We start from the raw sequence: 26,984 nt of genomic DNA on the forward strand, positions 1-26,984 counted from the left end.
TCAGATCTTCAGTGGATCAGAGTTTTGTGCGAAATCCTGCAGTTGCGGGTAGAACAGGCTGAAGTCTTCACTCAACGGCTCATACAACCGCCGCAACTCCGCCATCGCCCCGGCCAACTCCTCGGGCCTGGTCAGCCGTCGCGAGATCCCGCGCAGCACCTGTTCCAGCACCTCAAATTCGCGATACGAGCCCAGCCAGTCGTTGGCGACCATGTGCGGGGCGATCTTCGCCAGCCGCTCCGGCAATTGCCGTTCGCGGGACAGCACCTGATAGACGTCTGCGGTGAACTGCTCCAGCGGTCGGTCGGCATACAGCGTCCAGTCCCGCGCCAGGCAATGATCGAAAAACACATCGAGGACGATTCCGGCATAACGCCGCCGCGTTTCGCTGAAGCGGCCCAGGGCAGTGTCCACCAGTGGATGCCGATCGGTGAACACGTCGATCCGCCGATGCAGCGCAATCGCCGCCTCTACCTCCGGGTCGAACTGGCCTTGCAGCCGACCTTTGACGAAGTCGCCATACAGGCTGCCAAGTAGCTGACCGGGGCGCTGGCCGCCGAGATGCAAATGCGCGAGATAGTTCATGGGCGCAGCTTAGCACTGCGCTTGCTGCTCCAGCATCCTCGTATCGTTATAACCCGATATAACGATTTATGCGCTCGTCAGACCGAATTCATATTGGTATATCGCGATCCGACGATTTAAAGTTCGTCCCATCGCGATATATCGCTACTGCCAACACGAGCCCAAGCCATGAACCTCGACCTCGACGAAATAATAAAAGCCCTGGCGCACCCAGTACGGCGAGACATCCTCAACTGGCTGAAGGACCCGAAAGGCGAATTCCCCGAGCAGTTGCACAACCACGAATACGGTATTTGCGCCGGGCAGATCGATCAGCGTTGCGGCCTGTCGCAATCGACCGTGTCGGCCCACCTGGCGACCCTGCAACGGGCCGGGCTGATCAGCAGCCAGAAGGCCGGGCAGTGGCATTTCTTCAAACGTAACGAGGACGTCATCCAGGCGTTTCTCAGCACTCTCAGTAAAGAGCTCTGACCCTTAACGTCAGTCAGCCGACAAGGAAACCTGCATGCCCCTTTCGCTTCTCATCCTCGCCCTGAGCGCCTTCGCCATCGGCACCACCGAGTTCGTCATCATGGGCCTGCTGCCCGACGTGGCGGCGGATCTCGGTGTGTCGATTCCCGGCGCCGGCTGGCTGGTCACCGGTTACGCCCTGGGCGTGGCCATCGGTGCACCGTTCATGGCGCTGGCCACCGCCAGGTTGCCGCGCAAGGCAGCGCTGGTGGCGTTGATGGGCATCTTCATTGTCGGCAACCTGCTCTGCGCCATCGCCAGCGACTACAACGTGCTGATGTTTGCCCGGATAGTCACCGCGCTGTGTCACGGCGCGTTCTTCGGCATCGGCTCGGTGGTGGCGGCCAATCTGGTCGCGCCCAACAAACGTGCCTCGGCAGTAGCCTTGATGTTCACCGGCCTGACCCTGGCCAACGTACTTGGCGTACCGCTGGGCACCGCATTGGGTCAGGAAGCCGGCTGGCGTTCGACCTTCTGGGCAGTGACCGTCATCGGTGTGATCGCGCTGATCGGCCTGATCCGCTTTCTGCCGGCCAAGCGTGACGAAGAGAAACTCGACATGCGCGCCGAACTCGCCGCCCTCAAAGGCGCCGGCATCTGGCTGTCGCTGAGCATGACCGCGCTGTTCGCCGCCTCGGTCTTCACCCTGTTCACCTACGTCGCCCCACTGCTCGGTGAAGTCACCGGTGTGTCGCCGCGTGGCGTGACCTGGACGCTGATGCTCATCGGTCTGGGCCTGACGGTCGGCAACATCATCGGCGGCAAACTCGCCGACAAAGGCATGGCCGCCACGCTGATCGGCGTGTTCATCGCCATGGCCGTGGTTTCCACGGTGCTGAGCTGGACCAGCGTCGCGCTGATCCCGACTGAAATCACTCTGTTCCTCTGGGCCACCGCGTGTTTCGCCGCTGTGCCGGCGCTGCAAGTCAACGTGGTGACCTTCGGCAAGGCTGCCCCGAACCTGGTTTCGACCCTGAACATCGGCGCTTTCAACGTCGGCAACGCCCTTGGCGCCTGGGTCGGCGGCAGCGTCATCGCCCACGGCTACGGCCTGACCAGCGTGCCACTGGCTGCCGCCGCGCTGGCTGTACTGGCCCTGCTGGTAACCCTGATTACCTTCCGCCAGAACGGCAATGCCGAACTGGCCCCTGCTTCCAACTGATCAACTTCCTTTATTAAAGAGAGGCTTTTAGACATGGCGACTATTTTCGACCCGATCAAACTCGGCGACATCGAGCTGAACAACCGCATCATCATGGCCCCGCTGACCCGCTGCCGCGCCGACGAAGGCCGTGTGCCGAACGCGCTGATGGCCGAATACTACGTACAACGCGCCTCGGCCGGCCTGATCCTCAGCGAAGCCACTTCGGTAACACCGATGGGCGTCGGCTATCCGGACACCCCGGGCATCTGGTCCAACGATCAAGTGCGTGGCTGGGCCAACGTGACCAAAGCGATTCACGGCGCCGGCGGCAAGATCTTCCTGCAACTGTGGCACGTCGGCCGCATATCTCACCCTTCGTACCTGAATGGTGAAGCACCGGTCGCGCCAAGCGCCATCCAGCCAAAGGGCCACGTCAGCCTGGTGCGTCCGCTGGCCGACTACCCAACGCCGCGCGCTCTGGAAACCGCTGAAATCGCCGACATCGTCGACGCCTACCGCACCGGTGCCGAGAACGCCAAGGCCGCCGGTTTCGACGGCGTGGAAATCCACGGCGCCAACGGCTACCTGCTCGACCAGTTCCTGCAAAGCAGCACCAACCAGCGCACCGACCAGTACGGCGGCTCGCTGGAAAACCGTGCGCGCCTGCTGCTGGAAGTGACCGACGCCGCGATCGAAGTCTGGGGCGCTGGCCGCGTTGGTGTGCACCTGGCACCGCGTGCCGATTCCCATGACATGGGCGATGACAATCTTGCCGAGACCTTCACCTACGTCGCCCGTGAACTGGGCAAGCGTGGCATCGCGTTCATCTGCTCGCGCGAAAAAGAAGGCGCCGACAGCCTCGGCCCGCAACTGAAAGAAGCTTTCGGTGGCCCGTACATCGCCAACGAGAAGTTCACCAAGGAAAGCGCCAACGAGTGGCTGGCCAGCGGTAAGGCAGACGCCGTAGCGTTCGGCGTGCCGTTCATTGCCAACCCGGACCTGCCGGCACGTTTGCAGGCTGATGCGCCGCTGAACGAGCCGCATCCGGAGACTTTCTACGGCAAGGGTCCGGTCGGTTATATCGACTATCCGACCTTGTAATCACGCTGTAGCGCAGAAATGAAAAAGCCCCTGACTTTTGAGAGTCAGGGGCTTTTTGCTATTGGCGCAGGACAAGCGCAAGCAAACACCGTTTAACAACAGCGACACAATTTCCCTACAAAATCTGCGACTCGCTACGATTAAACTCCCCGCCGCGATCATCAGCCATGGCGGCTGATTGACATCCTGCCGGGCCATTGCGCATTTTGTTTCATTTGCGCAGGCTTGGGCTCAGGCGCAGCATGTCCAGCCCGGTGTCGACCCAGCGTTCAGCCTCGGCGTGCAGCTCGAAGCTGTCCGGGGCCAGCAGCCAGCCGTACAGCAGGCCGTCGATGTAGGCATGAATGCTGATGGCCGCGCGGGCAGTGTCGAGGTCTTCCGGCAACTGGCCGCGATTCACCGCATTACGCAGGGTCAGGCCGATGCGCAGATTGCAATCGAGACTGGCCGTCCGGCGCTGCTGGCGCAGATCGCACATTTCATCGGTGAACTCGCACTTATGAAACAGAATTTCGTTGATGCGCCGGGTTTTCGGGTCCAGTGCAACTTGATGAAACAAATGAATCAGCAACTGTCGCATGCAGCCCAGCGGGTCCGGTTCGTCCTCGCTTTCGCTGGCCTTGGCCAGTTCATCCAGCGGTTCGTGCAGGCTGTCGAGCATCGCCTGGACCAGATCGGCCTTGTTGCTGAAATGCCAGTAGATGGCGCCACGCGTCACGCCGGCGAGGGTCGCGATGTCCGCCAGGGTGGTGCGGGCAACCCCCCTTTCATAAAAGGCTTTCTCGGCCGCTTCCAGAATCTGGCTGCGGGTTTCCTGAGCTTCCTCTTTGGTACGACGGACCATGGCAGTAAAACCTCAAACAGGATGTTTCAGGGATGGCTGAATATCCGCTGAATAAAGAGGGGGCGATCTCTCGTGAATCGACTCCCCGGCCTACAATTTCAAACCTTGCGACGACTTTTGTATCAGGGTGGGTACGCGGCGCAGGTGTTTACAAACAACCATGAACGTAAGTATATTACTTAGCAAGCTACTTATCCACCCGGTGCCCGATTTTTACTCTTTCACACTTCTTGTGCGCTTCATGCGCGCCTGACCCGAGGATCTTCATGCAATTCAAGCCAGCTGTTACCGCTCTGGTCACTGCCGTCGCCCTGGCATCGCTGCTCAGCGGATGTAAAAAGGAAGAAGCGGCCCCTGCCGCTCCGCCCCCTCAGGTCGGCGTCGTCACCCTGCAACCACAAGCCTTTACCCTGACCTCGGAACTTCCGGGCCGCACCAGTGCGTTCCGCATCGCTGAAGTTCGCCCGCAGGTCAACGGCATCATTCTCAAGCGTTTGTTCAAGGAAGGCGCCGACGTCAAAGCCGGTCAGCAGCTTTATCAGATCGATCCGTCGGTCTATGAAGCGACGCTGAAAAGTGCCGAAGCCAACCTGCGTTCGACCAAGTCGATCTCCGACCGCTACAAGCAACTGGTCGATGAGCAAGCCGTAAGCCGTCAGGAATACGACACCGCATTGGCCAACCGCCTGCAATCGGAAGCGTCGCTTCAGACTGCGCAGATCAACGTGCGTTACACCAAGGTCTATGCGCCGATCTCCGGCCGTATCGGCCGCTCTTCGGTGACCGAAGGCGCACTGGTCAGCAATGGCCAGGCCGATGCAATGGCAGTGATTCAGCAGCTCGATCCGATCTACGTCGACGTGACCCAGTCGTCGGTGGAACTGCTGGAACTGCGCCGCGAACTGGAAAGTGGCCGTCTGCAGAAGGCTGGCGACAACGCCGCCGCAGTCAAGCTGACCCTGGAAGACGGCAGCCAGTACAAGCTCGACGGCAAGCTGGAATTCTCCGAAGTCTCGGTTGACCAGACCACCGGCTCGGTGACCCTGCGCGCCGTGTTCCCCAACCCCGATCACACCCTGCTGCCAGGCATGTTCGTCCACGCCCAGTTGCAGGCCGGCGTCAACAGCGCAGCGATCCTCGCGCCACAGCAAGGCGTGACCCGCGACCTCAAAGGCACCCCGACCGCACTGGTCGTCGGCGCCGACAACAAGGTCGAACTGCGTCAGCTCAAGGCCAGCCGCACCGTCGGCAGCCAGTGGCTGATCGAAGACGGCCTGAAAGCCGGCGATCGTCTGATCACCGAAGGGCTGCAGTACGTCAAACCGGGCGTCGAGGTCAAAGCGACCGAGGCGACTAACGTCGGCACCAAGAACCCGGCCCCCGCACAGGCAGCTGACAAAGCCGCCGGCGGCAAAGGGGAGTAACCCATGTCAAAATTCTTCATCGACCGTCCGATTTTCGCCTGGGTAATCGCCCTGGTGATCATGCTGGTCGGGGCACTTTCGATCCTGAAATTGCCGATCAACCAATACCCGAGCATTGCGCCACCGGCCATTGCGATCCAGGTGACCTACCCGGGTGCGTCCGCACAAACCGTGCAGGACACCGTGGTCCAGGTCATCGAGCAACAGCTCAACGGTATCGACAACCTGCGTTATGTGTCGTCGGAAAGTAACTCCGACGGCAGCATGACCATCACCGCGACCTTCGAGCAAGGCACCAACTCCGACACCGCGCAGGTACAGGTCCAGAACAAGCTGAACCTGGCCACCCCGCTGCTGCCGCAGGAAGTGCAGCAACAGGGTATCCGCGTGACCAAGGCAGTGAAGAACTTCCTGCTGGTAATCGGCGTGGTGTCGCGTGACGGCAGCATGAGCAAGGACGACCTGTCCAACTACATCGTGTCGAACATGCAGGACCCGATCTCGCGCACCGCCGGTGTCGGTGACTTCCAGGTCTTCGGTGCGCAGTACGCGATGCGTATCTGGCTCGACCCGGCCAAGTTGAACAACTTCAACCTGACCCCGGTCGACGTGAAAAACGCCATTGCTGCGCAGAACGTCCAGGTGTCGTCCGGTCAGCTCGGTGGCTTGCCTGCCGTGCAGGGCCAGCAATTGAACGCGACGATCATCGGCAAGACCCGTCTGCAGACCGCCGAGCAGTTCAAGGAAATCCTGCTCAAGGTCAACAAGGACGGTTCGCAGGTTCGCCTCAAAGACGTGGCTGAAGTCGGCCTCGGCGGCGAGAACTACGCGATCAGCGCCCAGTTCAACGGCAGCCCGGCGTCAGGTCTGGCGGTGAAACTGGCCAACGGCGCCAACGCCCTCGATACCGCCAAAGCGTTGCGCAACACCATCGACAGCCTCAAGCCGTTCTTCCCGCAAGGCATGGAAGTGGTGTTCCCGTACGACACCACTCCGGTGGTGACCGAGTCGATCAAAGGCGTGGTGCACACGCTGGTCGAAGCGATCGCGCTGGTGTTCCTGGTGATGTTCCTGTTCCTGCAGAACTTCCGCGCCACCGTCATCACCACGATGACCGTGCCAGTGGTACTGCTCGGTACGTTCGGCATCCTCGCCGCCGCCGGTTTCAGCATCAACACCCTGACCATGTTCGGCATGGTGCTGGCCATCGGTCTGCTGGTGGACGATGCCATCGTCGTGGTGGAAAACGTCGAGCGGGTGATGAGCGAAGAAGGCTTGTCACCGAAGGAAGCGACGAAGAAATCCATGGGCCAGATCCAGGGCGCACTGGTCGGTATCGCCCTCGTACTCTCGGCGGTACTGCTGCCGATGGCATTCTTCAGCGGCTCCACTGGTGTGATCTACAAGCAGTTCTCGATCACCATCGTTTCGGCGATGGCCCTGTCGGTGCTGGTTGCCCTGATCTTCACCCCGGCGCTGTGCGCGACCATGCTCAAGCCGATTCCGAAAGGCGAGCACGGTACTCCGAAGAAAGGTTTCTTCGGCTGGTTCAACCGTAACTTTGACCGTGGCGTGCGCAGCTACGAGCGCGGCGTCGGCAATATGCTGACCCGCAAGGCGCCGTACCTGCTGGCGTATCTGCTGATCGTCGTCGGCATGATCTGGCTGTTCACCCGCATCCCGACCGCGTTCCTGCCGGAAGAAGACCAGGGCGTACTGTTCGCCCAAGTGCAGACCCCGGCCGGTTCCAGTGCCCAGCGCACGCAGGTGGTCGTGGATGAAATGCGTGAGTACCTGCTGCGTCCGAACAAGGACGGTGGTGAAGCGGACGCGGTGGCTTCGGTGTTCACCGTGACCGGCTTCAACTTCGCCGGCCGTGGGCAGAGCTCGGGTATGGCGTTCATCATGCTCAAACCGTGGGGCGAACGTAACGCCGACAACAGCGTGTTCAAGCTCGCCGCGCGTGCCCAGCAACACTTCTTCAGTTTCCGTGACGCGATGGTGTTTGCCTTCGCCCCGCCAGCGGTTCTGGAATTGGGTAACGCCACCGGTTTCGACGTGTTCCTGCAAGACCGCGCCGGTATCGGTCACGAAAAACTGATGGAAGCGCGCAACCAGTTCCTTGGCATGGCGGCGCAAAGCAAGGTGCTGACCCAAGTGCGTCCGAACGGCCTGAACGATGAGCCGCAGTTCCAGCTGGAAATCGACGACGAGAAGGCCAGTGCCCTCGGCATCACCATCAGCGATATCAACAACACCCTGTCGATCGCGCTGGGCAGTAGCTACGTCAACGACTTCATCGACCGTGGTCGGGTGAAGAAAGTCTACGTGCAGGGCCAGCCGGATTCGCGCATGAGCCCCGAAGACCTGAAGAAGTGGTACGTGCGCAACGCCGAAGGCACCATGGTTCCGTTCTCGGCGTTCGCCAAGGGTGAGTGGGTCTACGGTTCGCCGAAACTGGCGCGTTACAACGGTGTGGAAGCGGTCGAGGTCCTCGGGGCTCCGGCGCCGGGCTACTCCACCGGTGAAGCGATGGCTGAAGTCGAAGCGATTGCCAAGAAGCTGCCGGCCGGTGTCGGTATCTCCTGGACCGGTCTGTCCTACGAGGAACGTCTGTCCGGCTCGCAAGCGCCAGCGCTGTACGCCCTGTCGCTGCTGATGGTGTTCCTGTGTCTGGCGGCGCTGTATGAGAGCTGGTCGATTCCGATCGCGGTCATGCTCGTGGTACCGCTGGGGATCATCGGTGCACTGATGGCTACCAGCCTGCGCGGTCTGTCCAACGACGTGTACTTCCAGGTGGGCTTGTTGACGACCATCGGTCTGGCGGCTAAAAACGCCATTCTGATCGTCGAATTCGCCAAGGAACTGCATGAACAGGGACGCAGCCTGCGCGAGGCGGCAATCGAAGCCTGCCGCATGCGTCTGCGCCCGATCATCATGACCTCGCTGGCCTTCGTTCTCGGTGTTGTGCCGCTGGCGATTTCCACCGGCGCCGGTTCAGGCAGTCAGCACGCGATCGGTACCGGCGTGATTGGCGGTATGCTCACGGCCACGATCCTGGCGATCTTCTGGGTCCCACTGTTCTTCGTTACTGTGTCGTCCATCGGTCAGCGTAAAAAGACCGACGCGGATGAGACTACTGAAACTCCTAAAGAGGCTGGCCAATGAGCAAGTCGCTACTCTCCATCGCAGTCGCCGCCTTCGTGCTGAGCGGTTGCTCGCTGATACCTGACTATCAGCAGCCTGAGGCTCCGGTCGCAGGCCAGTACCCGCAGGGGCCGGCATATTCGCCGGCCCAGGCTCCGGCGCAAGCCGCTGCCGAACAGGGCTGGAAGCAGTTTTTCCATGACCCTGCCCTGCAACAGCTGATCCAGGTCGCCCTGGAAAACAACCGCGACCTGCGTGTCGCGGCGCTGAACATCGACGCTTACGCGGCGCAGTACCGCATCCAGCGCGCCGACCTGTTCCCGGCAGTGTCGGCCAATGCCGCCGGCAGCCGCCAGCGTCTGCCGGCCCGTGCCTCGCAGACCGGCGAGTCGATGATCAGCAGCTCCTACTCGGCTACCGTCGGCGTCAGCGCCTACGAACTCGACCTGTTCGGTCGGGTGCGCAGCCTGAGCGAGCAAGCGTTGCAACAGTACTTCGCTACTGAAGAAGCACGCCGCAGTACCCAGATCAGTCTGGTTGCCAGCGTCGCCAATGCTTACCTGACCTGGCAAGCGGACAAGGAACTGCTCAAGCTGACGCAGGACACCCTCGGTGCCTTCGAAGAAAGCTACAAGCTGACCAGCCGCAGCAACGAAGTCGGTGTGGCTTCGGCGCTGGACCTGGCGCAATCGCGCACTTCCGTGGAAAACGCCCGGGCACAATTGGCGCGTTATACCCGCCAGGTCGCGCAGGACGAAAACAGCCTGACCCTGCTGCTCGGCACCGGTATCCCGGCCAATCTGCAAGCTGCCAAACCGCTGTCTGATGATCTGCTCAGCGACGTACCGGCCGGTCTGCCTTCGGACCTGCTGCAACGTCGTCCGGACATCCTCCAGGCCGAGTACAACCTGAAGGCGGCCAACGCCAATATCGGCGCGGCCCGTGCAGCGTTCTTCCCGAGCATCAGCCTGACCGCCAACGCGGGCAGCCTGAGCCCGGATCTGTCCGGCCTGTTCAAGGGCGGTTCGGGGACGTGGCTGTTCCAGCCGCAGATCAACCTGCCGATCTTCAACGCCGGCAGCCTGCGCGCCAGCCTCGACTACGCCAAGATCCAGAAGGACATTGGCGTGGCGAACTACGAGAAGTCCATCCAGACCGCCTTCCAGGAAGTCGCCGACGGCCTCGCCGCCCGCCAGACCTACACCGAGCAGCTGCAAGCGCAGCGCGATTTCGTGCAGGCCAACCAGGATTACTACCGCTTGGCCGAACGTCGCTATCGCATCGGCGTCGACAGCAACCTGACCTTCCTCGATGCCCAGCGTCAGTTGTTCAGCGCACAACAAGCGCTGATCACCGACCGCCTCGCGCAGTTGACCAGTGCCGTCAACCTGTACAAGGCCCTGGGCGGTGGCTGGAATGCGCAGACCGCGCAGAACGAAGCGCTGAAAGAAGAAGCGCCGAAGATGAAGCTGTTCTGATCATCGGCTGACTACATCAAGCCCACCTTATTGGTGGGCTTTTTGTTGCCTGTCGCAAAGGTTTCGCGGCCGAACTGGCCTCTTCGCGAGCAGGCTCGCTCCCACAGGGAAACGCATTCCAGTTGTGGGAGCGAGCCTGCTCGCGAAGAGGACCTCACACTCACCACAAATCCGCATGAATCTTGCGTTCGATAACCGCCCAAAACCCGCTTTCAGCAATTGAACCCGAACACACAGGCCCTTCACCATTCGAACCAGAAAACCAATAACAACAAGGTTCGACACCATGCTCCAGCGCCCTGCCCCGCCCGGCTGACCGCCACCGCTGCATCTCAGACCTGCATCACGTTGCCTGCGCCGCACCCGCCGCGACAGCGCAGCCGTTCGCCCTAAAAAAACAAGAGAGACCCAAGTCCATGACAGTTTTCCCTGTGCCCTACGCATTGCCCGCTGTGATCGCCCTGGCCATCGCCGGTCTGGCCCTGCCGGCAAGCGCCGAAGAAGGCGGCTTCGTTGAAGGCGCCAAGGTCAACCTGAACCTGCGCAACTTCTATATCAACCGCAACTTCACCAACCCGACCAAAACCCAGGGCAAGGCTGAAGAATGGACGCAGAGTTTCATCCTCGACGCCAAATCCGGCTTTACCCAAGGCACCGTCGGTTTCGGCATGGACGTACTCGGGCTGTATTCGATCAAGCTCGATGGCGGTAAAGGCACGGGCGGCACGCAGTTGTTGCCGCTGGACCATGACGGCCGCCCGGCGGACAACTTCGGTCGCACCAACGTCGCCTTCAAGGCAAGACTTTCGCAGACCGAGGTCAAGGTCGGCGAGTGGATGCCGGTATTGCCGATTCTGCGTTCGGACGACGGTCGCTCGCTGCCGCAAACCTTCCGTGGCGGCCAGATCACCTCCAAGGAAATCGCCGGCCTGACCCTCTATGGCGGCCAGTTCCGCGCCAACAGCCCGCGCGACGACAGCAGCATGAGCGACATGTCGATGACCGGCAAAGCCGCGTTCACCTCTGACCGTTTCAACTTCCAGGGCGGCGAATACCTGTTCAACGACAAGCGCACACAGATCGGCTTATGGAATGCGCAACTCAAGGACATCTACAGCCAGCAGTACCTCAATGTGCTGCACAGTCAGCCTCTCGGCGACTGGACGCTGGGCGCCAACCTCGGCTTTTTCTACGGCAAGGAAGATGGCAGCGCGCGTGCCGGCGATCTGGACAACAAGACCTGGTACGGGATGTTTTCGGCCAAGTACGGCGGCAGCACGTTCTACCTCGGCCTGCAGAAACTCACCGGCGACAGCGCCTGGATGCGCGTCAACGGCACCAGTGGCGGGACTCTGGCCAACGACAGCTACAACGCCAGTTATGACAACGCTCAGGAACGCTCCTGGCAGTTGCGTCACGACTACAACTTCGCCGCCATGGGCATCCCCGGCCTGACCCTGATGAACCGCTACATCAGCGGCGACAACGTGCACACCGGGACGATCACCGACGGCAAGGAATGGGGTCGCGAATCGGAACTCGGTTACACGGTGCAGAGCGGGACTTTGAAGGATTTGAACGTCAGATGGCGCAACTCGACCATGCGCCGCGACTTCAGCAACAACGAGTTCGACGAGAACCGATTGATCGTCAGCTACCCGATCAGCCTGCTTTAACCAAACATGCTCCACTGTGGGAGCGAGCCTGCTCGCGAAAGCGCTGCTTCAGTCGACATCTGTGTCGAATATGAAATGGCCTTCGCGAGCAGGCTCGCTCCCACATTTGATTCCCATCACAGATGCATGCCATTGGTCAGGCCATGTAGTGCTTTTGCGGGCGACAGTTACAGTGAGCAAACCTGAAGGACTCAGGTGCTCCAACCCTTCACGCTTCCGTTTCGTAGTCGGTCTCCAGCTGTGCACCAGGTTGTCATCGGAAGACACCATTTGATCACCGGAGGATCACCTCATGATCACGCGCCGCACCACTGCACCCGATTGGGACGCCAAGGCGTACCAGCAGTTTTCCCGTCTCAGACAACGTCCGGTCAACGAATTGCTCGACCGTATCGAACTGCAAAACCCCCAACGCATTTACGATCTGGGCTGCGGCACCGGCATTGCCACGCAGTTGTTGGCCAAACGCTGGCCGCGCGCGCAGTTGCAGGGCGTCGACAGCTCCGCGCAGATGCTCGATGAGGCACGCTGCCTGCCGATCCGGGCGTTGTGGAAACATTGCGACCTGCTTGATTGGCAACCTGAGCAGCCGGCGGATCTGCTGTTCGCGGCCGCCGTGCTGCACTTTATCGAAGGCCATGAAAAACTGCTGCCGCGCCTGCTCGGTTATCTGAATCCCGGCGGCTGTCTGGCGGCGCACATGCCGGACTGGCGCGATGCGCTGTGGTATCGGCTGATGCTCGACACCCTCGAAAACGGCGGCCCCGGTGGCACACCACTGGGCACGCCTGAACTGCGCCAGCGCATGGCGGCGCGGCCGTTATTGGCACTGGAGGATTACTATCGGTTGCTCGCGCCCATGACTACGTCGCTGGATATCTGGGAGACCGAGCAGTTGCAGGTGGTTGACGGCAAGTCGCCGGTGTATGACTGGGTGAAGGTCTCGGCGCTGCGGCCGGTGATGCAGGCGTTGAGTTCAGCGGAACAGGCGCGGTTTATCTATCACTACCTGATGCGGGTGCATGAGCATTATCCGCAAGAGGGGGATGGGCATACGTTGTTTGCATTCAAGCGAATATTTATTGTCGCCAGGGTGTGATTCGTTACGGCCGCTACCGCTTTCGCGAGCAGGCTCGCTCCCACAGGGAAATGCATTCCAATGTGGGAGCGAGCCTGCTCGCGAAGGCGTCAGTGCAACAACCTCACTCGCGGGATTCAACCCCGAGTTCATCCCACACCGATTCGGCCAAATGAAACGTCGCGTTCGCCGCCGGTATGCCGCAGTAGATTGCGCTCTGCATGATCACTTCCTTGATCTCGCCACGGCTCACACCATTATTGGCCGCCGCACGCAGGTGCAGTTTCAGTTCGCCCTCGCGGTTCATGCCGATCAGCATGGCGATGGTGGTCAGGCTGCGGGTATGGCGGGGCAGGCCCGGGCGGGTCCAGATGTCGCCCCATGCGTGGCGGGTGATCATCTCCTGGAATTCCGAGTTGAACTCGGTCAGCGTGGTCAGGCTGCGATCAACGTGGGCATCGCCCAGCACCGCGCGGCGGACTTGCATGCCTTCGTCGTAACGTTGTTTCTCGTCCACAAAATCTTCCTCACTGAGCCTGCAAAAACGCCAGCACACGGTCGCTGAAATCGGCGCCGGCCTGCACGTTGGACAAATGCGCCGCATGGAACTCGGCGTACTCGGCGTCGCGCACATGGTCGCGAATGAAGTGCCCGCCGGACGGCGGCGTCACCGCATCTTCGCTGCCGGCAATCACCAGCAACGGCACGTTGATCGAAACCAGTTGCTCGCGGAAATCCGCATCACGCACCGCTGCGCAGTTAGCCGCATAACCTTGCGGCGAGGTGGCCGCGAGCATGTCGGTAATCTGCTTGGCCGCTGCCGGATGAGCAGCCGAAAAGTCCGGGGTGAACCAGCGGGCAATCGATGCATCACGCAGGGCCACCATCGCTGCCGCACCGTCACGCAGCACGGTTTCGATGCGTGGATTCCACACCGACGGATCACCGATTTTTGCCGCGGTATTGCAGACGATCAGCTTATGCAGCCGATGCCCGGCATTGATCCCCAGCCACTGGCCGATCAGGCCTCCCATCGACAGCCCACAAAAATGCGCACGCTCAATGTGCAGTGCATCCAGCAAACCGAGCACGTCATGACCGAGTTGCTCGATGCTGTAAGGACCCGGCGTCACCAGCGATTCGCCGTGGCCACGGGTATCGAAACGCAGCACGCGGAAATGCTCGGTGAACGCCGGCATCTGCGCGTCCCACATGTGCAGGTCGGTGCCCAGCGAGTTGGACAGCACCAGCACCGGCGCAGCGGCCGGGCCTTCTATTTGATAGTGCAGTTCGCCATCGGCGAGTTGAACGAAAGCCACAGCCCTCTCCTTCAGACATTCAAAGCGTTGTGTTCAGCCACCGCGCGCTCGACCCAGGCTTGCGCCTGGCCAAGGTAATGCGCGGGGTTCAGAAGATCATCGAGTTCAGCGCCACTGAGTTCGGCGGTGACTTGCGGCTCGTCAGCGAGCACCGCACGCAGATGGCGCTGCTCGGCCACCGCGCGTTTGCAGCACTGTTCGAGCAGATGATGCGCGGTGTCGCGGCCGACGCGTTGGGCGAGGACGATGCTCACCGCTTCGGCCAGCACCAGGCCTTGGGTCAGTTCGAGGTTGCGGGCCATGCGCGCCGCGTCGACTTCCAGACCGTCGGCCAGCAAACGCGCCTGTTGCAGCGAACCGGACACCAGGCAGCAGATCTCCGGCAAGGTTTCCCATTCGGCGTGCCACAAACCGAGGCTGCGTTCGTGTTCCTGCGGCATCGCGCTGAACAGCGTCGACACCAGCCCCGGCACCCGCGTGGCCGCGCCGATCAGCACCGCCGCGCCGACTGGATTGCGTTTGTGCGGCATGGTCGACGAACCACCCTTGCCCGGTGCGGCGGGCTCGAACACTTCCGCCGCTTCGGTCTGCATCAACAGGCTGATGTCGCGGCCGAATTTGCCGAGGCTGCCGGCGATCAGGCCAAGCACGGCGCCGAACTCGACGATGCGATCACGCTGGGTATGCCACGGTTGCTCGGGCAGGGTCAGTTGCAGCTCTTCGGCCAAGGCCTCAGCGATTGGCAACGCCTGTGCCCCCAGCGCCGCGAGCGTGCCGGAGGCGCCACCGAATTGCAGCACCAGCAGCCGTGGCTTCAGTTGTTGCAGACGCTGACGGCTGCGCGTCAAAGCGCCCAACCAACCGGCGATTTTCATGCCGAGGGTCACTGGCGTCGCGTGTTGCAGCCAGGTGCGCCCGGCCAGTGGCGTGGTGGCGAAACGTTGTGCCTGAGTGGCGAGCGAGTCGGCCAGTTGTGCCAGTTGGTTTTCGATCAGCGCCAGCGCCTGGCGTAATTGCAGGACCAGCCCGGAATCCATCACGTCCTGACTTGTCGCGCCCAGATGCACATAGCGCTCGGCTTCGGCATCGCTCGAGGCGATCTGCTTGCCCAAGGCCTTGACCAGCGGAATCGCTGAATTGCCGGCCGTGGCAATCGCCTCGCCCAGCGCCGCAAAGTCATACAGGCCCGCCTCGCACGCTGCGGCAATCGGTGCCACGGCCGATGAAGGAATCAGCCCGACCCGCGCTTCGGCCCGGGCCAGCGCCGCTTCGAAATCGAGCATCGCCTGCACCCGGCCCTGATCGCAGAACACTTCGCGCATATCGCGGGCGGTGAAGTAGGCATCGAACAATTGATTGCCCGGTCGCTGAGTCATAAACAGTCCTTGCCGGCGCGGGCCTCGCAGCCCGCGCACATGGGTTTACAGATCGTGGTGCAAATACTTCGCCTGCTTGGGCAAACGCAGGCTGAACAGGAAAGCCACCGCCATCATCGCCGTGACGTACCAGTAGAAGGCGTTTTCCATGCCGCCAGCCTTGAGGCTCAAGGCAACGAATTCCGCCGAACCGCCGAAGATTGCATTGGCCACCGCGTAAGCCAGGCCGACACCAAGCGCGCGCACTTCCGGCGGGAACATCTCGGCCTTCACCAGACCGCTGATCGAGGTGTAGAAACTGACGATTGCCAGCGCCAGGGTGATCAGCACGAAGGCGAGGAACGGGCTGCTGATACTTTTCAGGCTGAGCAGAATCGGCACGGTGAACAGCGTGCCAAGCGCGCCGAACCAGAGCATCGAATTACGCCGGCCGATCTTGTCGGCGAGCATGCCGAACAACGGCTGCATGCACATATACAGGAACAGCGCGCCGGTCATGATGTAGCTGGCGGTCTTGGCGTGCATCCCGGCGGTGTTCACCAGGTATTTCTGCATGTAGGTGGTGAAGGTGTAGAAAATCAGCGAGCCGCCAGCGGTGTAGCCGAGCACGGTGATGAACGCCGCTTTGTGATCGCGGAACAGTGCAGTGATGCTGCCGGCGTCTTTGTGCGCGCGGGTTTCTTTGTTGGTGGTTTCCTTCAGCGAACGACGCAGGAACAGCGAAATCAGCGCCGCCACCGCACCGACCACGAATGGAATCCGCCAGCCGTAGGCACGCAGGTCTTCTTCAGTGAGGAACTGTTGCAGCACCACCACCAGCGACACCGCCAGCAATTGCCCGCCAATCAGCGTCACGTACTGGAACGAGGCGAAGAATCCGCGCTGGCCCTTGAGCGCGACTTCGCTCATGTAAGTCGCGGTGGTGCCGTACTCGCCGCCGACCGACAGACCTTGCAGCAAACGCGCAAACAGCAACAGCACCGGTGCCCAGACGCCGATGTCCTTGTAGGTCGGCAAACAGGCGATCAGCAACGAGCCGAAGCACATCATCAGAATCGAGATGAGCATCGAGTTCTTGCGCCCGTGCTTGTCAGCGACCCGGCCGAAAATCCAGCCACCAATCGGACGCATCAGGAACCCGGCAGCGAACACGCCAGCGGTGTTGACCAGTTGCACGGTGGGGTTATCGGAGGGGAAAAACGCCGGGGCAAAATAGATCGCGCAGAAGGCGTAGACGTAGAAGTCGAACCATTCGACGAGGTTGCCGGACGAAGCGCCGACGATAGCGAAGATGCGCTTGCTGCGCTCTTCGCCGGTGTAGTGGGAGGTGGTGGTTGTCATTGTTTTTTCACTCGATAGGGACAGTCACAGTCTAGACATACTTTGCAACAGTCCCGTTCCACATCGGATCATCACCCACGTCTGGATCAGCCTTTGTGGCGAGGGGATTTATCCCCGCTCGAGTGCGAAGCACTCGCAAATCAGATACACGCGGTTCATCTGAATACCGCGCCGACTGGTTTTTGGGGCTGCTTCGCAGCCCAGCGGGGATAAATCCCCTCACCACAGGGACTCTGTCCTACAGGGGATTTGGGGTGTTCTCTCAATAATCGAAGAACACCGTCTCGGCATCAGTGCCCTGCAGAACTACATTCCACTGGTAAACACCCGAAGCATCCTGCTTGGCCAGCAACGTCTGGCGACGCTCCGCCGGCACGCACTCGAGCAACGGGTCAGCAACGTTTGCCGGTTCGCCTTCAAAATAAATCCGCGTCAGCAAATGCTTGACCAGACCACGGGCAAACACCAGCACCACCAGATGCGGCGCTTGGGTCGAGCCTTTCAACCCCGGCACGGTGCCCGGTTTGATCGTGGTGAAACGGAAGCGCCCTTCAGCGTCCACCGGTACCCGGCCAAAGCCTTCGAAATTCGGGTCGAGCGGTTTGTCCTGCTGATCTTCCGGGTGGTCGTACTTGCCGGCGGCGTTGGCCTGCCAGACTTCGAGCATGGCATCGTTGACGACATCGCCGTTGCCGTCGACCACCTGGCCGGTGATCGCCACGCGCTCGCCGAGGGTCAGCTCGTTGGCCAGGGTTTCGCGGTTCAGCCAGGTCAGGCCGATGTGGTAATACGGCCCGACGGTGTGGGACGTGGTCGCATAGAGCGTCATCTTATTTCTCCATCGGCGTGGCTTCACGGCCGCGCAGCACGATGTCCCAGCGGTAACCGAGGGCGTAGGACGGAATGGTTTTTTCCAGATCGAAACTGGCGATCAGGCGTTCCTTGGCCGAAGTGTCCGGCACGCAGTTGTAGATCGGGTCATACGCCAGCAGCGGATCACCGGGGAAGTACATCTGCGTGACCAGACGCGTAAGAATGCTCGGCCCAAACAGGGAAAAGTGGATGTGCGCCGGGCGCCAGGCGTTGTGGTGGTTGCCCCACGGATAGGCGCCGGGCTTGATGGTCTGGAACTGGTACCAGCCATCGGCATCGGTGACGGTGCGGCCGGTGCCGGTGAAGTTCGGGTCCAGCGGCGCGTCGTGCAGGTCGCGGGCATGGTTGTAGCGGCCGGCGGCATTGGCCTGCCAGATCTCCACCAGAATCCCCGGCACCGGCAGGCCGTCTTCGTCGAGCACGCGGCCGTGAATGATGATGCGCTCGCCCAATGGCTCGCCGTCGTGCTGGGCGGTCAGGTCATTGTCCTTCTCGGCAACGTGTTCGGCACCGATGGTCGGCCCGGTGATTTCCGACAGCGAGTGCGGCAGGTGCACCAACGGCTTGGACGGCGAGCGCAGGTTGGTGGATTGATACGTCGGGTGCAGGTAGTCAGGCTGAGTGCCTGCCTGTGGGCGACGGTAACCAGGCTTGTCAGTCATTTCGCTTTCCTCAGTTCTTGTAAGTGCCGCAGCGCGTCAGACACGTTCGATGGCCAGGGCCAGACCCTGGCCAACACCGACGCACATGGTCGCCAGACCTTTCTTGCCGCCAGTCTTTTCCAGATGATGCAGGGCGGTCAGCACCAGCCGCGCACCGCTCATGCCCAACGGGTGACCGAGGGCAATCGCGCCGCCATTCGGGTTGACCTGCGGCGCATCGTCGGCCAGACCCAACTCGCGCAATACCGCGAGGCCCTGGCTGGCGAACGCTTCGTTGAGCTCGATCACGTCGAAATCGCTGACCGCGACGCCAAGGCGCTCGGCGAGTTTGCGCACCGCCGGCACCGGGCCGATGCCCATCACCCGTGGTGCGACGCCGGCGCTGGCCATGCCGAGCACTTTTGCGCGAGCAGTCAGGCCGTGTTTTTTCACCGCTTCGGCTGACGCCAGAATCAGCGCAGCAGCACCATCATTGACCCCGGAGGCATTGCCGGCGGTGACGGTTTTGTCCGCGCCGTTGACCGGTTTCAACTTGGTCAACGCTTCAATCGTGGTATCGGCGCGCGGATGTTCGTCCTGGCTGACCACGGTTTCGCCCTTCTTGTGGGCAATCCGTACTTCAACAATTTCTTCGGCGAAGTAACCGGCGGCCTGCGCGGCGGCGGTACGTTGCTGACTGCGCAAGGCAAAGGCGTCCTGATCTGCGCGCGAAACCTTGTAGTCGTCGGCGACGTTGTCAGCGGTCTGCGGCATGGCATCTACGCCGTACTGCGCCTTCATCAGCGGGTTGATGAAACGCCAGCCGATGGTGGTGTCTTCCAGTTTCATGTTGCGCGAGAACGCCGCGTCGGCCTTGCCCATCACGAATGGCGCGCGGGACATCGACTCAACGCCACCGGCAATTGCCAACTCCATCTCGCCACTGGCGATGGCGCGGAATGCCGTACCGATCGCGTCCATGCCCGAAGCGCAGAGGCGATTGAGCGTAACGCCGGGCACGCTGTCCGGCAGACCCGCCAGCAGCAGCGCCATGCGCGCAACGTTGCGGTTGTCTTCGCCGGCCTGGTTGGCGCAGCCGAGGAACACCTCATCGACGGCATTCCAGTCCACCGATGGATTGCGCTCCATCAGGGCCTTGATCGGCACGGCGGCCAGGTCGTCGGCGCGCACGGCGGACAATGCGCCACCGAAGCGGCCAATGGGGGTGCGAATCGCGTCGCAGATATACACGTCACGCATCATGCTTCTCCCGGTGCCTGACCGTGGGCGGCAGCGGTGCGCGCTTCAAGATCACGCAGCGCCGTCAGCTCGACTTCGGTCGGCTCAGCGGTGGTTTCAACAGAGGCGGCAAAACGGATCGCCCAACCGGTGGCGGCGACCACTTGCTCGCGGGTCACGCCCGGATGCAACGCGGTGACCACAAATTCGTGGGTGCCCTCCTCCGGTTCCATGATGCACAGGTCGGTGATGATGCCCACCGGCCCGGCGCCCGGCAGGCCCAGCCGTTTACGCGAATCGCCACCTTCGCCGTGACCGACCGAGGTGATGAAATCGAGCTTGTCGACAAACGAACGCGCCGACTGTTTAAGGATGATCAGCACGCTTTTCGCCGAACCGGCAATCTCCGGCGCGCCACCGGCACCCGGCAGGCGCACTTTCGGCGCGTGGTAGTCGCCGACCACGGTGGTGTTGATGTTGCCGAAACGGTCGACCTGCGCGGCGCCGAGGAAGCCAACGTCGATGCGCCCGCCCTGCAACCAATAGCGAAAAATCTCACCGGTCGGCACCACGGTGTCGGCGGTCTCGGCCAGCTCACCGTCACCGATGGACAGCGGCAGTACGCTCGGCTTAGCGCCAATCGGGCCGGATTCGTAAATCAGCACCACGTCCGGCGATGAAGTCAGGCGCGCGAGGTTGGCGGCTTTCGATGGCAGGCCGATGCCGACGAAGCATACCGAGCCGTTCTTCAGGCGCCGGGCCGCCGCGACGGTCATCATTTCATTGGTGGTGTAAGTCATTACTTGGCCTCCGAAGCAGCGGCCAATTTGGCCTGGAATTCGCTGAAGTCAGCGCAGCCATGGATGTATTCGTTGATCCACGCGGTAAACGTCTCACGGTCGCGAGCGATCGGGTCCCACGCCTGATAGAAACGATTGTCACGCTCGGTGTAACCGTGGGCGTAGGACGGATGCGCGCCGCCCGGCACGTGACAGACCGCACTCAAGGCCCAGGTCGGCAGTACGCAAGCGTTCATCGGTGCGTTGAGGTCGTCGACGATTTCTTCCACGGTGACGATGCAGCGTTTGGCGGCCAGCGCGGCTTCTTTCTGCACACCGAGAATGCCCCAGAGCAACACGTTGCCCTTGCGGTCGGCTTTCTGCGCGTGAATCACGGTGACGTCCGGGCGCACCGATGGCACTGCCGCCAGCACTTCGCCGGTGAACGGACAGGTCACGGTTTTGATCAGCGGATTGACCTTCGGCAGGTCGGAGCCGGCGTAGGCACGCAGCACCGCGAAGGGCAGGCCGGACGCGCCGGCGACGTAGGCGTTGGCGAGGTCGGCGTGGCTGTGCTCTTCGATTTCCAGCGGATGCGGCCATTGTTTCTCGACCGCGTCACGCAGACGGTGCAGCGAGCCCACGCCCGGGTTGCCGCCCCAGGAGAAAATCAGTTTGCGCGCGCAACCGGCGCCGATCAGTTGGTCGTAGATCAGATCAGGCGTCATCCGCACCAGCGTCAGATCTTTCTTGCCTTGACGAATGATTTCATGACCCGCTGCCGTAGGGATCAGGTGAGTGAAGCCTTCGAGGGCGACGGTATCGCCGTCGTTGACGAATTGCTTCACCGCGTCGTGCAGCGAAAGGATCTCAGCCATGGAGCGGGCTCCTGTTCTTGTAAGGAATCGCCAGTGATAAAAAGGCGCGAGGTTCAGCGCCGGAGTCACTGAAGATTAAGCTCGGGAAATTCGCCAAACAATCCGATAATCGACTGAGTGTTCGTTTATCGAACGGATTGTTGTTCAGCTAACAATCAGATCAAAAGCTTCGCGAGCAGGCTCGCTCCCACCTTGGAATGCATTCCAGAATGTGGGAGCGAGCCTGCTCGCGAAGGGGCCAGCCTGTTCAATAACGATCTGCGCCCGATTCAGGTCGCATCCGCATGACTGACCATGCCCTTGATCAACACCGCCGCCGTCGCCAACCCCGCCGGGATCACCAGCGCGGTCAGCACTTGCTCGAAATTCCAGCCCAGGCCGAGCAAGGTTGCGCCCATCCACGCGCCAAGAATCGCGCCGAAGCGGCCGATGCCGAGCATCCACGACACCCCGGTCGCGCGGCCTTGCGTCGGGTAGAAGCGTGCTGCCAATGACGGCATCGCCGATTGCGCGCCGTTGACGCACATGCCTGCCACCAGCACCAGCGTCGCCAGCAAGGTGATGTTGCCCAGGCTTTGCCCTACCGCGTAGGCAAACACCCCGGCCAGCAGGTAGAAAATGCCGATGACCTTGTGCGGATTGAAGCGGTCCATCGCCCAGCCCACCCCGACCGCGCTCAACACGCCGCCAAACTGGAACAACGCACCGATGAACGCGGCCTGTTCCATGCTCGCGCCGCTGTCGCGCATCAGCGTCGGCAGCCAACTGGTCAGCAGGTAGACGATCACCAGGCCCATGAAATAGGTCAGCCACAACAGCAGCGTGCCGGTGCTGTAAGTGCCGGAGAAAATCACTGCGAAAACGTTACGCGCCTTGACGGTTTTCTGTTCCGGCACGCTGAAGCTCGCAGCCTGGGCGACGGTAATTGGATCGATCGGTGCCAAGGTCTTGCGAACTTTGTCGGTGCCGCGGTTGCGTACCACCAGGTAGCGCGCCGACTCCGGCAGCCAGAACACCAATACCACGGCGAGGATCAGCGGCAGGATCCCGCCGATCATCAACAGCGCGTGCCAGCCGAACGCCGGGATCAGTTTTGCCGAGATGAAACCGCCGCCGGCCATGCCGAGGTTGAAGCCGCAGAACATGCTGGTCACCAGCAGCGACTTCTTGCGCTCCGGGGTGTATTCCGAGAGCAGCGTCGTGGCGTTGGGCATGCCCGCGCCGAGACCGAGGCCGGTGAGGAAGCGCAACACCAGCAGTTGTTCAACGTTGGTGCTGTAAGCCGAGGCCAGGCTGAAGCCGCCGAACAGAATCACCGCGCCGACGAGTACGACTTTGCGCCCGAAGCGGTCAGCCAGAGGGCCGGAGCCGAGTGCACCGAAGACCATGCCGATCAGCGCGGCACTCATCACCGGGCCGAGGCTGGCGCGGTCGATGCCCCAGTCTTGCGACAGCGCCGGGGCGATGAAGCCCATGGCGGCGGTGTCGAGGCCGTCGAGAAATACGATCAGGAAACACAGGATCACCACTCGCCACTGGTAGCGCGAGATCGGTTGGGCGTTGATAAAGGTCTGCACATCGAGGCAGTTACCCACAGCGGACTGAGGCTGGTTCATTATTTTTATTCCACGCAAAAAACGCAGTCGAACGGCGGCCGGCCAAAGGAAGGCACGGTCACAAGAATAGAAGGTTGTTATCAGGCGTTGCGGTGAACCCGGCAACAACGGGTGGGATACGGACAGTCGGGGAGCGAGCGCATGGTGAGTTGCCTCTTGTCATTATTATGGGGTCGACAGTCCGGCGAGCTCATTCACATCAGGCCGGATGACGCTGCCGCGACATTAATGATCCGAGGGTTTTAGCGTCAATTCGATAAACGCAACACTGTGCGTTTATCGAACAGCTTCCTCAGGCGAACAACTGCGCACTGAGGTCGCGACTGGCGCTGAGCAGGCCGGGCAGGAAGCGCTGCTCCAGCTCGGCGCGACTGACCCGCCCGGCGTGGGTGCTGACATTCAGCGCGGCGACCACTTGCCCGGAGGCGTCGTACACCGGCACGGCGATCGAACGCAGACCCTGTTCCAGTTCCTGATCGACAATGCACCAGCCCTGCTGCCGCACCTGTTGCAAACATTCAAGCAACGCGTCGGGCGTATGAATGGTGCGGCTGGTCTTGGCCACCAGTTCGGCATGGTCGAGGTATTCGCCCAGGGAGGTGTCGTCCAGCGCCGCCAACAGAATGCGTCCCATCGACGTGCAATAGGCAGGGAGACGCCCGCCGACGGAAAGGTCGACCGAGATCAATCGCTGAGTGGTCGCCGAACGCGCGATATAGAGAATGTCATCGCCCTCCAGCGTCGCCATGTTGCAGGCTTCGTGCAGCTGCTCGCTCATACGGTCCAGATACGGTTGGGCGGATACTGCCAGCGGTGTCGAGGACAAATAGGCATGGCCGAGGGTCAGCACTTTCGGCAGCAGCGAATAGGTGCGCCCGTCGGTGGTGGCGTAGCCGAGTTTGATCAGCGTGTGCAGGCAACGGCGCACGGCGGCGCGGGGAATTTCCGTGCGATGACTGATCTGCGCGATGGTCAGGTGGCGTTTACGTTCCTGAAACGCCTGCACCACCGCCAGACCACGGGCCAGGGAGGTCATGAAATCCGGATCACCGGTCAGCGCCTGAATGCGCTTGGCCGGCGAAGCGACGATGGGCGGCGCCACCGACGTGAAGGAGTTGCGCATTTGATCGTTCATTTCTTGTCCTTGTCCGGCACGCATCGATGCCTAGTCAAACGGCTCGCCGCGCGATGCACAAGCATCGCGGCGCCAACATTGGGCGATTATCGAACCGCCGACCGATAATCGCAATCCAGCCGCCCGCCCTCCTCTTCATCCTTGAGGCAGCTTTAGCGATTCTGCTCGCAACTTAGTTGTTCCAGTTAATGGCGCCAAAAACAGAACGCCTGTTCTATAACGCGGTCTTTACACTTAACTAGCGGTAAAAGTTGCCGGTAACAAAACCCTCACACATTCAGAACCGTTTTTAACTTGGCAAAGATAGTCATTCCCGAATCGGCCGCTATAATGCACCCTAGTCGCGGCGCTTTAATCAAAAGCCCGCGACTTGCTGAAACGAGGTCCTTCGTCTCAGCTCCGGCCAGCGCCCGGCGCCCATCACACATGCAACGCCAGCGCTCGCTGAAACAGGAAACTGATGCTGCGTCAGTTTTTATCTGGTGCCGTAGCCGCCTGTAACACGGAAGTCTTGATCGCCTCTGCAATGTCTCCGCGCCTGATCGGGCTGTGGATGACTGGCGGGTTCGCTCAATTGACTCGTTGCAGTGTGTTTCACCGGATATTCAATTCAACTCATACAGGTAGCACCGTGACAAAAGACGAACTGCGCGCGGAACTAGAGCGCCAGGAACAACGTTACAAGGAAGTTTACGGCGGGGAAGTCACCACCTACGCCGCTCAGCCGGAACCGGAACGCAAGGCATGGCGCAAGCGCCCTACTGTTCAGGATCAGGTGTTCAAGCAGGAAATCGAAAAGATCGAAAAGGAACTCAAAGCCGAAGAGCCATGAGCCACGGCGGTTGAGCATTCGAAAGTCGGCGTCCGCCTGAGCCACAGCGCGGTGGAAGACGACACCTCGCGCGCCCGCTATCTGCGGGCAGCGGCTGCATCGCTGTTCTGGGGCTTATGAACGAGCGTCCCACAGGTTTCAGAGATATTTCAGACAAGCGTTTGAGCCTTTGCGATGTCTGAAAAAACGCCTCGAAAATATAGTTTATTCAATAAAATCAAGTAGTTGAAAAACCCTGCGTGCTGCTTGGTTTTCACGCCCTGCAACAAATTAAATCGAAGAAGGGTGTGACCAGTGAGCAGACGGGGCATCGATTTCCTGTCTTTTCTGGCATAATCGCGCCCCCTTACGACCGGGTCAGAAAACCTTCATGATCGATTTATTCAGCGGACTGGATGCTTGGGTGCTTGTGAGCCTCTTGCTCGCCCTGACGTTTGTCCTCGCCTTCGAGTTCATCAATGGATTTCATGACACCGCTAACGCGGTAGCCACTGTTATCTACACCAAAGCCATGCCGCCACACCTGGCGGTGTTCTTTTCCGGTGTGTTCAATTTCCTCGGCGTGCTGCTGGGCGGCGTTGGCGTGGCGTATGCCATCGTCCACCTGCTGCCGGTTGAGCTGCTGATCAATGTGAACACCGGCCATGGCCTGGCGATGGTGTTCTCGTTGCTCGCCGCGGCAATCGCCTGGAATTTGGGCACCTGGTACTTCGGTATCCCGGCTTCCAGCTCGCACACCCTGATCGGCTCGATCCTCGGTGTCGGTCTGGCCAACGCGCTGATCAACGACATCCCGCTGAGAGATGGCGTGAACTGGCAGAAAGCGATCGACATCGGCGCCTCGCTGGTGTTCTCGCCGATGGCCGGCTTCCTCATCGCCGCGCTGGTGCTGATCGGCCTGAAATGGTGGCGCCCGCTGTCGAAGATGCACAAGACGCCGGAACAGCGCCGCAAGATCGACGACAAAAAGCACCCGCCGTTCTGGAACCGTCTGGTCCTGGTGATCTCGGCCATGGCCGTGAGCTTCGTGCACGGTTCCAACGACGGCCAGAAAGGCATCGGCCTGATCATGCTGGTGCTGATCGGTATCGTCCCGGCGCAGTTCGTACTCGATCTGAACAGCACCACCTACCAGATCGAACGCACCCGCGACGCGACCCTGCACCTGAGCCAGTTCTACCAGCGCAACGCCGATTCGCTGGGTGAGTTCCTGGCCCTGGGCAAGAGCGTGGAAGGCGACCTGCCGGAGAAGTTCCGCTGCAACCCGCAGCAGACCGAACCGACCATCACCGCCCTGCTGCATACCCTCAAAGGTGTAGCGGACTACCATTCGCTGTCGTCGGACAGCCGCATCGAAGTGCGTCGCTACCTGCTCTGCCTGGACGACACGGCGAAGAAAGTCGGCAAATTGCCTGGCCTGGAAGCCCGTGAAAAGGCTGACCTCGACAAGCTGCGCAAAGACCTGACCACCACCACTGAATACGCCCCGTTCTGGGTGATTCTGGCGGTCGCCCTGGCACTGGGCCTGGGCACCATGGTCGGCTGGAAGCGTGTGGTGCTGACCATTGGCGAGAAGATCGGCAAGCAGGGCATGACCTATTCCCAGGGCATGTCGGCGCAGATCACCACCGCCAGTTTGATCGGCATGGCCAACATTTTCAGCCTGCCGGTGTCGACCACTCATGTGTTGTCTTCGGGTGTGGCCGGGACCATGGTTGCCAACAAGAGCGGCCTGCAGGGTGGCACGGTCAAGACTATTCTGCTGGCCTGGGTGTTGACCTTGCCTGCGACCGTGGCGCTGTCGGCCGGGTTGTTCTGGTTGGCTTCGAAGGCTTTGGGTAGTTGATCGATTGTTGCTTGTGAAGGAGGCGCGATTCTTTGGAATCGCGCCTTTTTTGTTTTTTGGATTGGGGGCATATCCGTTGCTGCGGGTGCTGCCGCTGGCGGTTTCGCTCTTACAGCGAGTCA

Annotated in this window: 23 protein-coding genes; 10 read left to right on the forward strand and 13 right to left on the reverse strand. The window is 61.2% G+C overall.

What is annotated here, in order from left to right; translation table 11 throughout:
• Window positions 1-585 carry an acyl carrier protein phosphodiesterase gene (locus ACV8MC_RS00490; protein WP_095180569.1) on the reverse strand — a complete coding sequence of 195 codons (585 nt, stop codon included), beginning with the start codon at window positions 583-585 and terminating at the stop codon, window positions 1-3.
• A 168-nt stretch (window positions 586-753) separates the two neighbouring features.
• Here ACV8MC_RS00490 and ACV8MC_RS00495 point away from each other — a divergent pair, with 168 nt between their 5' ends.
• From ACV8MC_RS00495 to ACV8MC_RS00505, 3 genes are read left to right on the forward strand one after another with little or no spacing between them, the layout of a single operon-like run.
• Window positions 754-1,056, forward strand: a complete 303-nt coding sequence (locus ACV8MC_RS00495) for an ArsR/SmtB family transcription factor (protein ID WP_016771327.1) — start codon at window positions 754-756, stop codon at window positions 1,054-1,056.
• Window positions 1,057-1,090: 34 nt separating this feature from the next.
• A complete protein-coding gene (locus ACV8MC_RS00500) occupies window positions 1,091-2,257 on the forward strand; it encodes an MFS transporter (protein ID WP_150636450.1) in 1,167 nt (388 codons plus the stop codon).
• Window positions 2,258-2,290: 33 nt separating this feature from the next.
• Complete coding sequence (locus ACV8MC_RS00505; RefSeq protein WP_016771329.1) at window positions 2,291-3,340, forward strand: alkene reductase; 1,050 nt, start codon at window positions 2,291-2,293, stop codon at window positions 3,338-3,340.
• 211 nt (window positions 3,341-3,551) lie between these two features.
• Here the strand turns inward: ACV8MC_RS00505 and emhR are convergent, their stop codons facing one another.
• The gene (gene emhR, locus ACV8MC_RS00510) at window positions 3,552-4,184 is read right to left on the reverse strand and encodes an efflux system transcriptional repressor EmhR (protein WP_016771330.1); all 633 of its coding nucleotides are present in this window, start codon (window positions 4,182-4,184) and stop codon (window positions 3,552-3,554) included.
• A 266-nt stretch (window positions 4,185-4,450) separates the two neighbouring features.
• Here emhR and emhA point away from each other — a divergent pair, with 266 nt between their 5' ends.
• The 5 genes from emhA to ACV8MC_RS00535 all read left to right on the forward strand — a co-directional run bounded on the left by emhA (window position 4,451) and on the right by ACV8MC_RS00535 (window position 13,008).
• Window positions 4,451-5,608: an efflux RND transporter periplasmic adaptor subunit EmhA gene (gene emhA, locus ACV8MC_RS00515; RefSeq protein ID WP_039762673.1), complete on the forward strand. Its 1,158-nt coding sequence runs from the start codon at window positions 4,451-4,453 to the stop codon at window positions 5,606-5,608.
• Between the two features lie 3 nt (window positions 5,609-5,611).
• A complete protein-coding gene (emhB, locus tag ACV8MC_RS00520) occupies window positions 5,612-8,776 on the forward strand; it encodes an efflux RND transporter permease subunit EmhB (RefSeq protein WP_041478908.1) in 3,165 nt (1,054 codons plus the stop codon).
• A complete protein-coding gene (gene emhC / locus ACV8MC_RS00525) occupies window positions 8,773-10,233 on the forward strand; it encodes an efflux RND transporter outer membrane subunit EmhC (RefSeq protein ID WP_252868922.1) in 1,461 nt (486 codons plus the stop codon). Before emhB ends, emhC begins: the two co-directional genes overlap by 4 nt.
• Before the next feature lie 416 nt (window positions 10,234-10,649).
• Entirely contained in the window at window positions 10,650-11,909 is a 1,260-nt protein-coding gene (locus ACV8MC_RS00530) for an OprD family porin (RefSeq protein ID WP_457264134.1), read from the forward strand.
• Window positions 11,910-12,201: 292 nt separating this feature from the next.
• On the forward strand, window positions 12,202-13,008 hold the full coding sequence (locus ACV8MC_RS00535) for a methyltransferase domain-containing protein (RefSeq protein WP_150636444.1): 807 nt from the start codon (window positions 12,202-12,204) through the stop codon (window positions 13,006-13,008).
• A gap of 103 nt (window positions 13,009-13,111) precedes the next feature.
• On the opposite strand, the gene pcaC is transcribed toward ACV8MC_RS00535, so the two are convergent.
• From pcaC to pcaR, 11 genes are all read right to left on the reverse strand, one after another.
• Window positions 13,112-13,504, reverse strand: a complete 393-nt coding sequence (gene pcaC / locus ACV8MC_RS00540) for a 4-carboxymuconolactone decarboxylase (RefSeq protein ID WP_457264136.1) — start codon at window positions 13,502-13,504, stop codon at window positions 13,112-13,114.
• Window positions 13,505-13,514: 10 nt separating this feature from the next.
• Complete coding sequence (gene pcaD, locus ACV8MC_RS00545; protein WP_150636442.1) at window positions 13,515-14,306, reverse strand: 3-oxoadipate enol-lactonase; 792 nt, start codon at window positions 14,304-14,306, stop codon at window positions 13,515-13,517.
• Between the two features lie 11 nt (window positions 14,307-14,317).
• Window positions 14,318-15,682, reverse strand: coding sequence for a 3-carboxy-cis,cis-muconate cycloisomerase (locus tag ACV8MC_RS00550; protein WP_457264138.1), 1,365 nt, complete (start codon window positions 15,680-15,682; stop codon window positions 14,318-14,320).
• A 45-nt stretch (window positions 15,683-15,727) separates the two neighbouring features.
• Window positions 15,728-17,023, reverse strand: a complete 1,296-nt coding sequence (locus ACV8MC_RS00555; RefSeq protein ID WP_041478914.1) for an MFS family transporter — start codon at window positions 17,021-17,023, stop codon at window positions 15,728-15,730.
• A gap of 262 nt (window positions 17,024-17,285) precedes the next feature.
• Window positions 17,286-17,852, reverse strand: a complete 567-nt coding sequence (gene pcaG, locus ACV8MC_RS00560) for a protocatechuate 3,4-dioxygenase subunit alpha (RefSeq protein WP_056783404.1) — start codon at window positions 17,850-17,852, stop codon at window positions 17,286-17,288.
• 1 nt (window position 17,853) lies between these two features.
• The gene (pcaH, locus tag ACV8MC_RS00565) at window positions 17,854-18,558 is read right to left on the reverse strand and encodes a protocatechuate 3,4-dioxygenase subunit beta (RefSeq protein ID WP_041478916.1); all 705 of its coding nucleotides are present in this window, start codon (window positions 18,556-18,558) and stop codon (window positions 17,854-17,856) included.
• Between the two features lie 36 nt (window positions 18,559-18,594).
• A complete protein-coding gene (pcaF, locus tag ACV8MC_RS00570; RefSeq protein WP_191622378.1) occupies window positions 18,595-19,800 on the reverse strand; it encodes a 3-oxoadipyl-CoA thiolase in 1,206 nt (401 codons plus the stop codon).
• Window positions 19,797-20,576: a CoA-transferase subunit beta gene (locus ACV8MC_RS00575; RefSeq protein WP_041478918.1), complete on the reverse strand. Its 780-nt coding sequence runs from the start codon at window positions 20,574-20,576 to the stop codon at window positions 19,797-19,799. The genes pcaF and ACV8MC_RS00575 overlap by 4 nt, the downstream gene beginning before the upstream one ends.
• Window positions 20,576-21,433, reverse strand: coding sequence for a CoA transferase subunit A (locus tag ACV8MC_RS00580; RefSeq protein ID WP_073475850.1), 858 nt, complete (start codon window positions 21,431-21,433; stop codon window positions 20,576-20,578). Before ACV8MC_RS00580 ends, ACV8MC_RS00575 begins: the two co-directional genes overlap by 1 nt.
• 269 nt (window positions 21,434-21,702) lie before the next feature.
• Window positions 21,703-23,049, reverse strand: coding sequence for an MFS transporter (locus tag ACV8MC_RS00585; RefSeq protein ID WP_041478919.1), 1,347 nt, complete (start codon window positions 23,047-23,049; stop codon window positions 21,703-21,705).
• Window positions 23,050-23,341: 292 nt separating this feature from the next.
• The gene (pcaR, locus tag ACV8MC_RS00590; RefSeq protein ID WP_016771343.1) at window positions 23,342-24,184 is read right to left on the reverse strand and encodes a pca regulon transcriptional regulator PcaR; all 843 of its coding nucleotides are present in this window, start codon (window positions 24,182-24,184) and stop codon (window positions 23,342-23,344) included.
• Between the two features lie 631 nt (window positions 24,185-24,815).
• On the opposite strand from pcaR, the gene ACV8MC_RS00595 reads away from it, so the two are divergent.
• Together ACV8MC_RS00595 and ACV8MC_RS00600 are read left to right on the forward strand one after the other, a co-directional pair.
• Entirely contained in the window at window positions 24,816-25,016 is a 201-nt protein-coding gene (locus ACV8MC_RS00595; RefSeq protein ID WP_008080067.1) for a hypothetical protein, read from the forward strand.
• A 370-nt stretch (window positions 25,017-25,386) separates the two neighbouring features.
• Window positions 25,387-26,862 carry an inorganic phosphate transporter gene (locus ACV8MC_RS00600; protein ID WP_016771345.1) on the forward strand — a complete coding sequence of 492 codons (1,476 nt, stop codon included), beginning with the start codon at window positions 25,387-25,389 and terminating at the stop codon, window positions 26,860-26,862.
• Window positions 26,863-26,984: the final 122 nt, after the last annotated feature.

It is taken from the genome of Pseudomonas sp. PK-RTE-24, assembly GCF_054052265.1.

Coding starts and splice junctions, on each gene's coding strand:
- ACV8MC_RS00490 (WP_095180569.1), bottom strand. CDS start 585: ATGAACTATCTCGCGCATTTGCATCTCGGCGGCCAGCGCCCCGGTCAG.
- ACV8MC_RS00495 (WP_016771327.1), top strand. CDS start 754: ATGAACCTCGACCTCGACGAAATAATAAAAGCCCTGGCGCACCCAGTA.
- ACV8MC_RS00500 (WP_150636450.1), top strand. CDS start 1,091: ATGCCCCTTTCGCTTCTCATCCTCGCCCTGAGCGCCTTCGCCATCGGC.
- ACV8MC_RS00505 (WP_016771329.1), top strand. CDS start 2,291: ATGGCGACTATTTTCGACCCGATCAAACTCGGCGACATCGAGCTGAAC.
- emhR (WP_016771330.1), bottom strand. CDS start 4,184: ATGGTCCGTCGTACCAAAGAGGAAGCTCAGGAAACCCGCAGCCAGATT.
- emhA (WP_039762673.1), top strand. CDS start 4,451: ATGCAATTCAAGCCAGCTGTTACCGCTCTGGTCACTGCCGTCGCCCTG.
- emhB (WP_041478908.1), top strand. CDS start 5,612: ATGTCAAAATTCTTCATCGACCGTCCGATTTTCGCCTGGGTAATCGCC.
- emhC (WP_252868922.1), top strand. CDS start 8,773: ATGAGCAAGTCGCTACTCTCCATCGCAGTCGCCGCCTTCGTGCTGAGC.
- ACV8MC_RS00530 (WP_457264134.1), top strand. CDS start 10,650: ATGACAGTTTTCCCTGTGCCCTACGCATTGCCCGCTGTGATCGCCCTG.
- ACV8MC_RS00535 (WP_150636444.1), top strand. CDS start 12,202: ATGATCACGCGCCGCACCACTGCACCCGATTGGGACGCCAAGGCGTAC.
- ACV8MC_RS00550 (WP_457264138.1), bottom strand. CDS start 15,682: ATGACTCAGCGACCGGGCAATCAATTGTTCGATGCCTACTTCACCGCC.
- ACV8MC_RS00555 (WP_041478914.1), bottom strand. CDS start 17,023: ATGACAACCACCACCTCCCACTACACCGGCGAAGAGCGCAGCAAGCGC.
- pcaG (WP_056783404.1), bottom strand. CDS start 17,852: ATGACGCTCTATGCGACCACGTCCCACACCGTCGGGCCGTATTACCAC.
- pcaH (WP_041478916.1), bottom strand. CDS start 18,558: ATGACTGACAAGCCTGGTTACCGTCGCCCACAGGCAGGCACTCAGCCT.
- pcaF (WP_191622378.1), bottom strand. CDS start 19,800: ATGATGCGTGACGTGTATATCTGCGACGCGATTCGCACCCCCATTGGC.
- ACV8MC_RS00575 (WP_041478918.1), bottom strand. CDS start 20,576: ATGACTTACACCACCAATGAAATGATGACCGTCGCGGCGGCCCGGCGC.
- ACV8MC_RS00580 (WP_073475850.1), bottom strand. CDS start 21,433: ATGGCTGAGATCCTTTCGCTGCACGACGCGGTGAAGCAATTCGTCAAC.
- ACV8MC_RS00585 (WP_041478919.1), bottom strand. CDS start 23,049: ATGAACCAGCCTCAGTCCGCTGTGGGTAACTGCCTCGATGTGCAGACC.
- pcaR (WP_016771343.1), bottom strand. CDS start 24,184: ATGAACGATCAAATGCGCAACTCCTTCACGTCGGTGGCGCCGCCCATC.
- ACV8MC_RS00600 (WP_016771345.1), top strand. CDS start 25,387: ATGATCGATTTATTCAGCGGACTGGATGCTTGGGTGCTTGTGAGCCTC.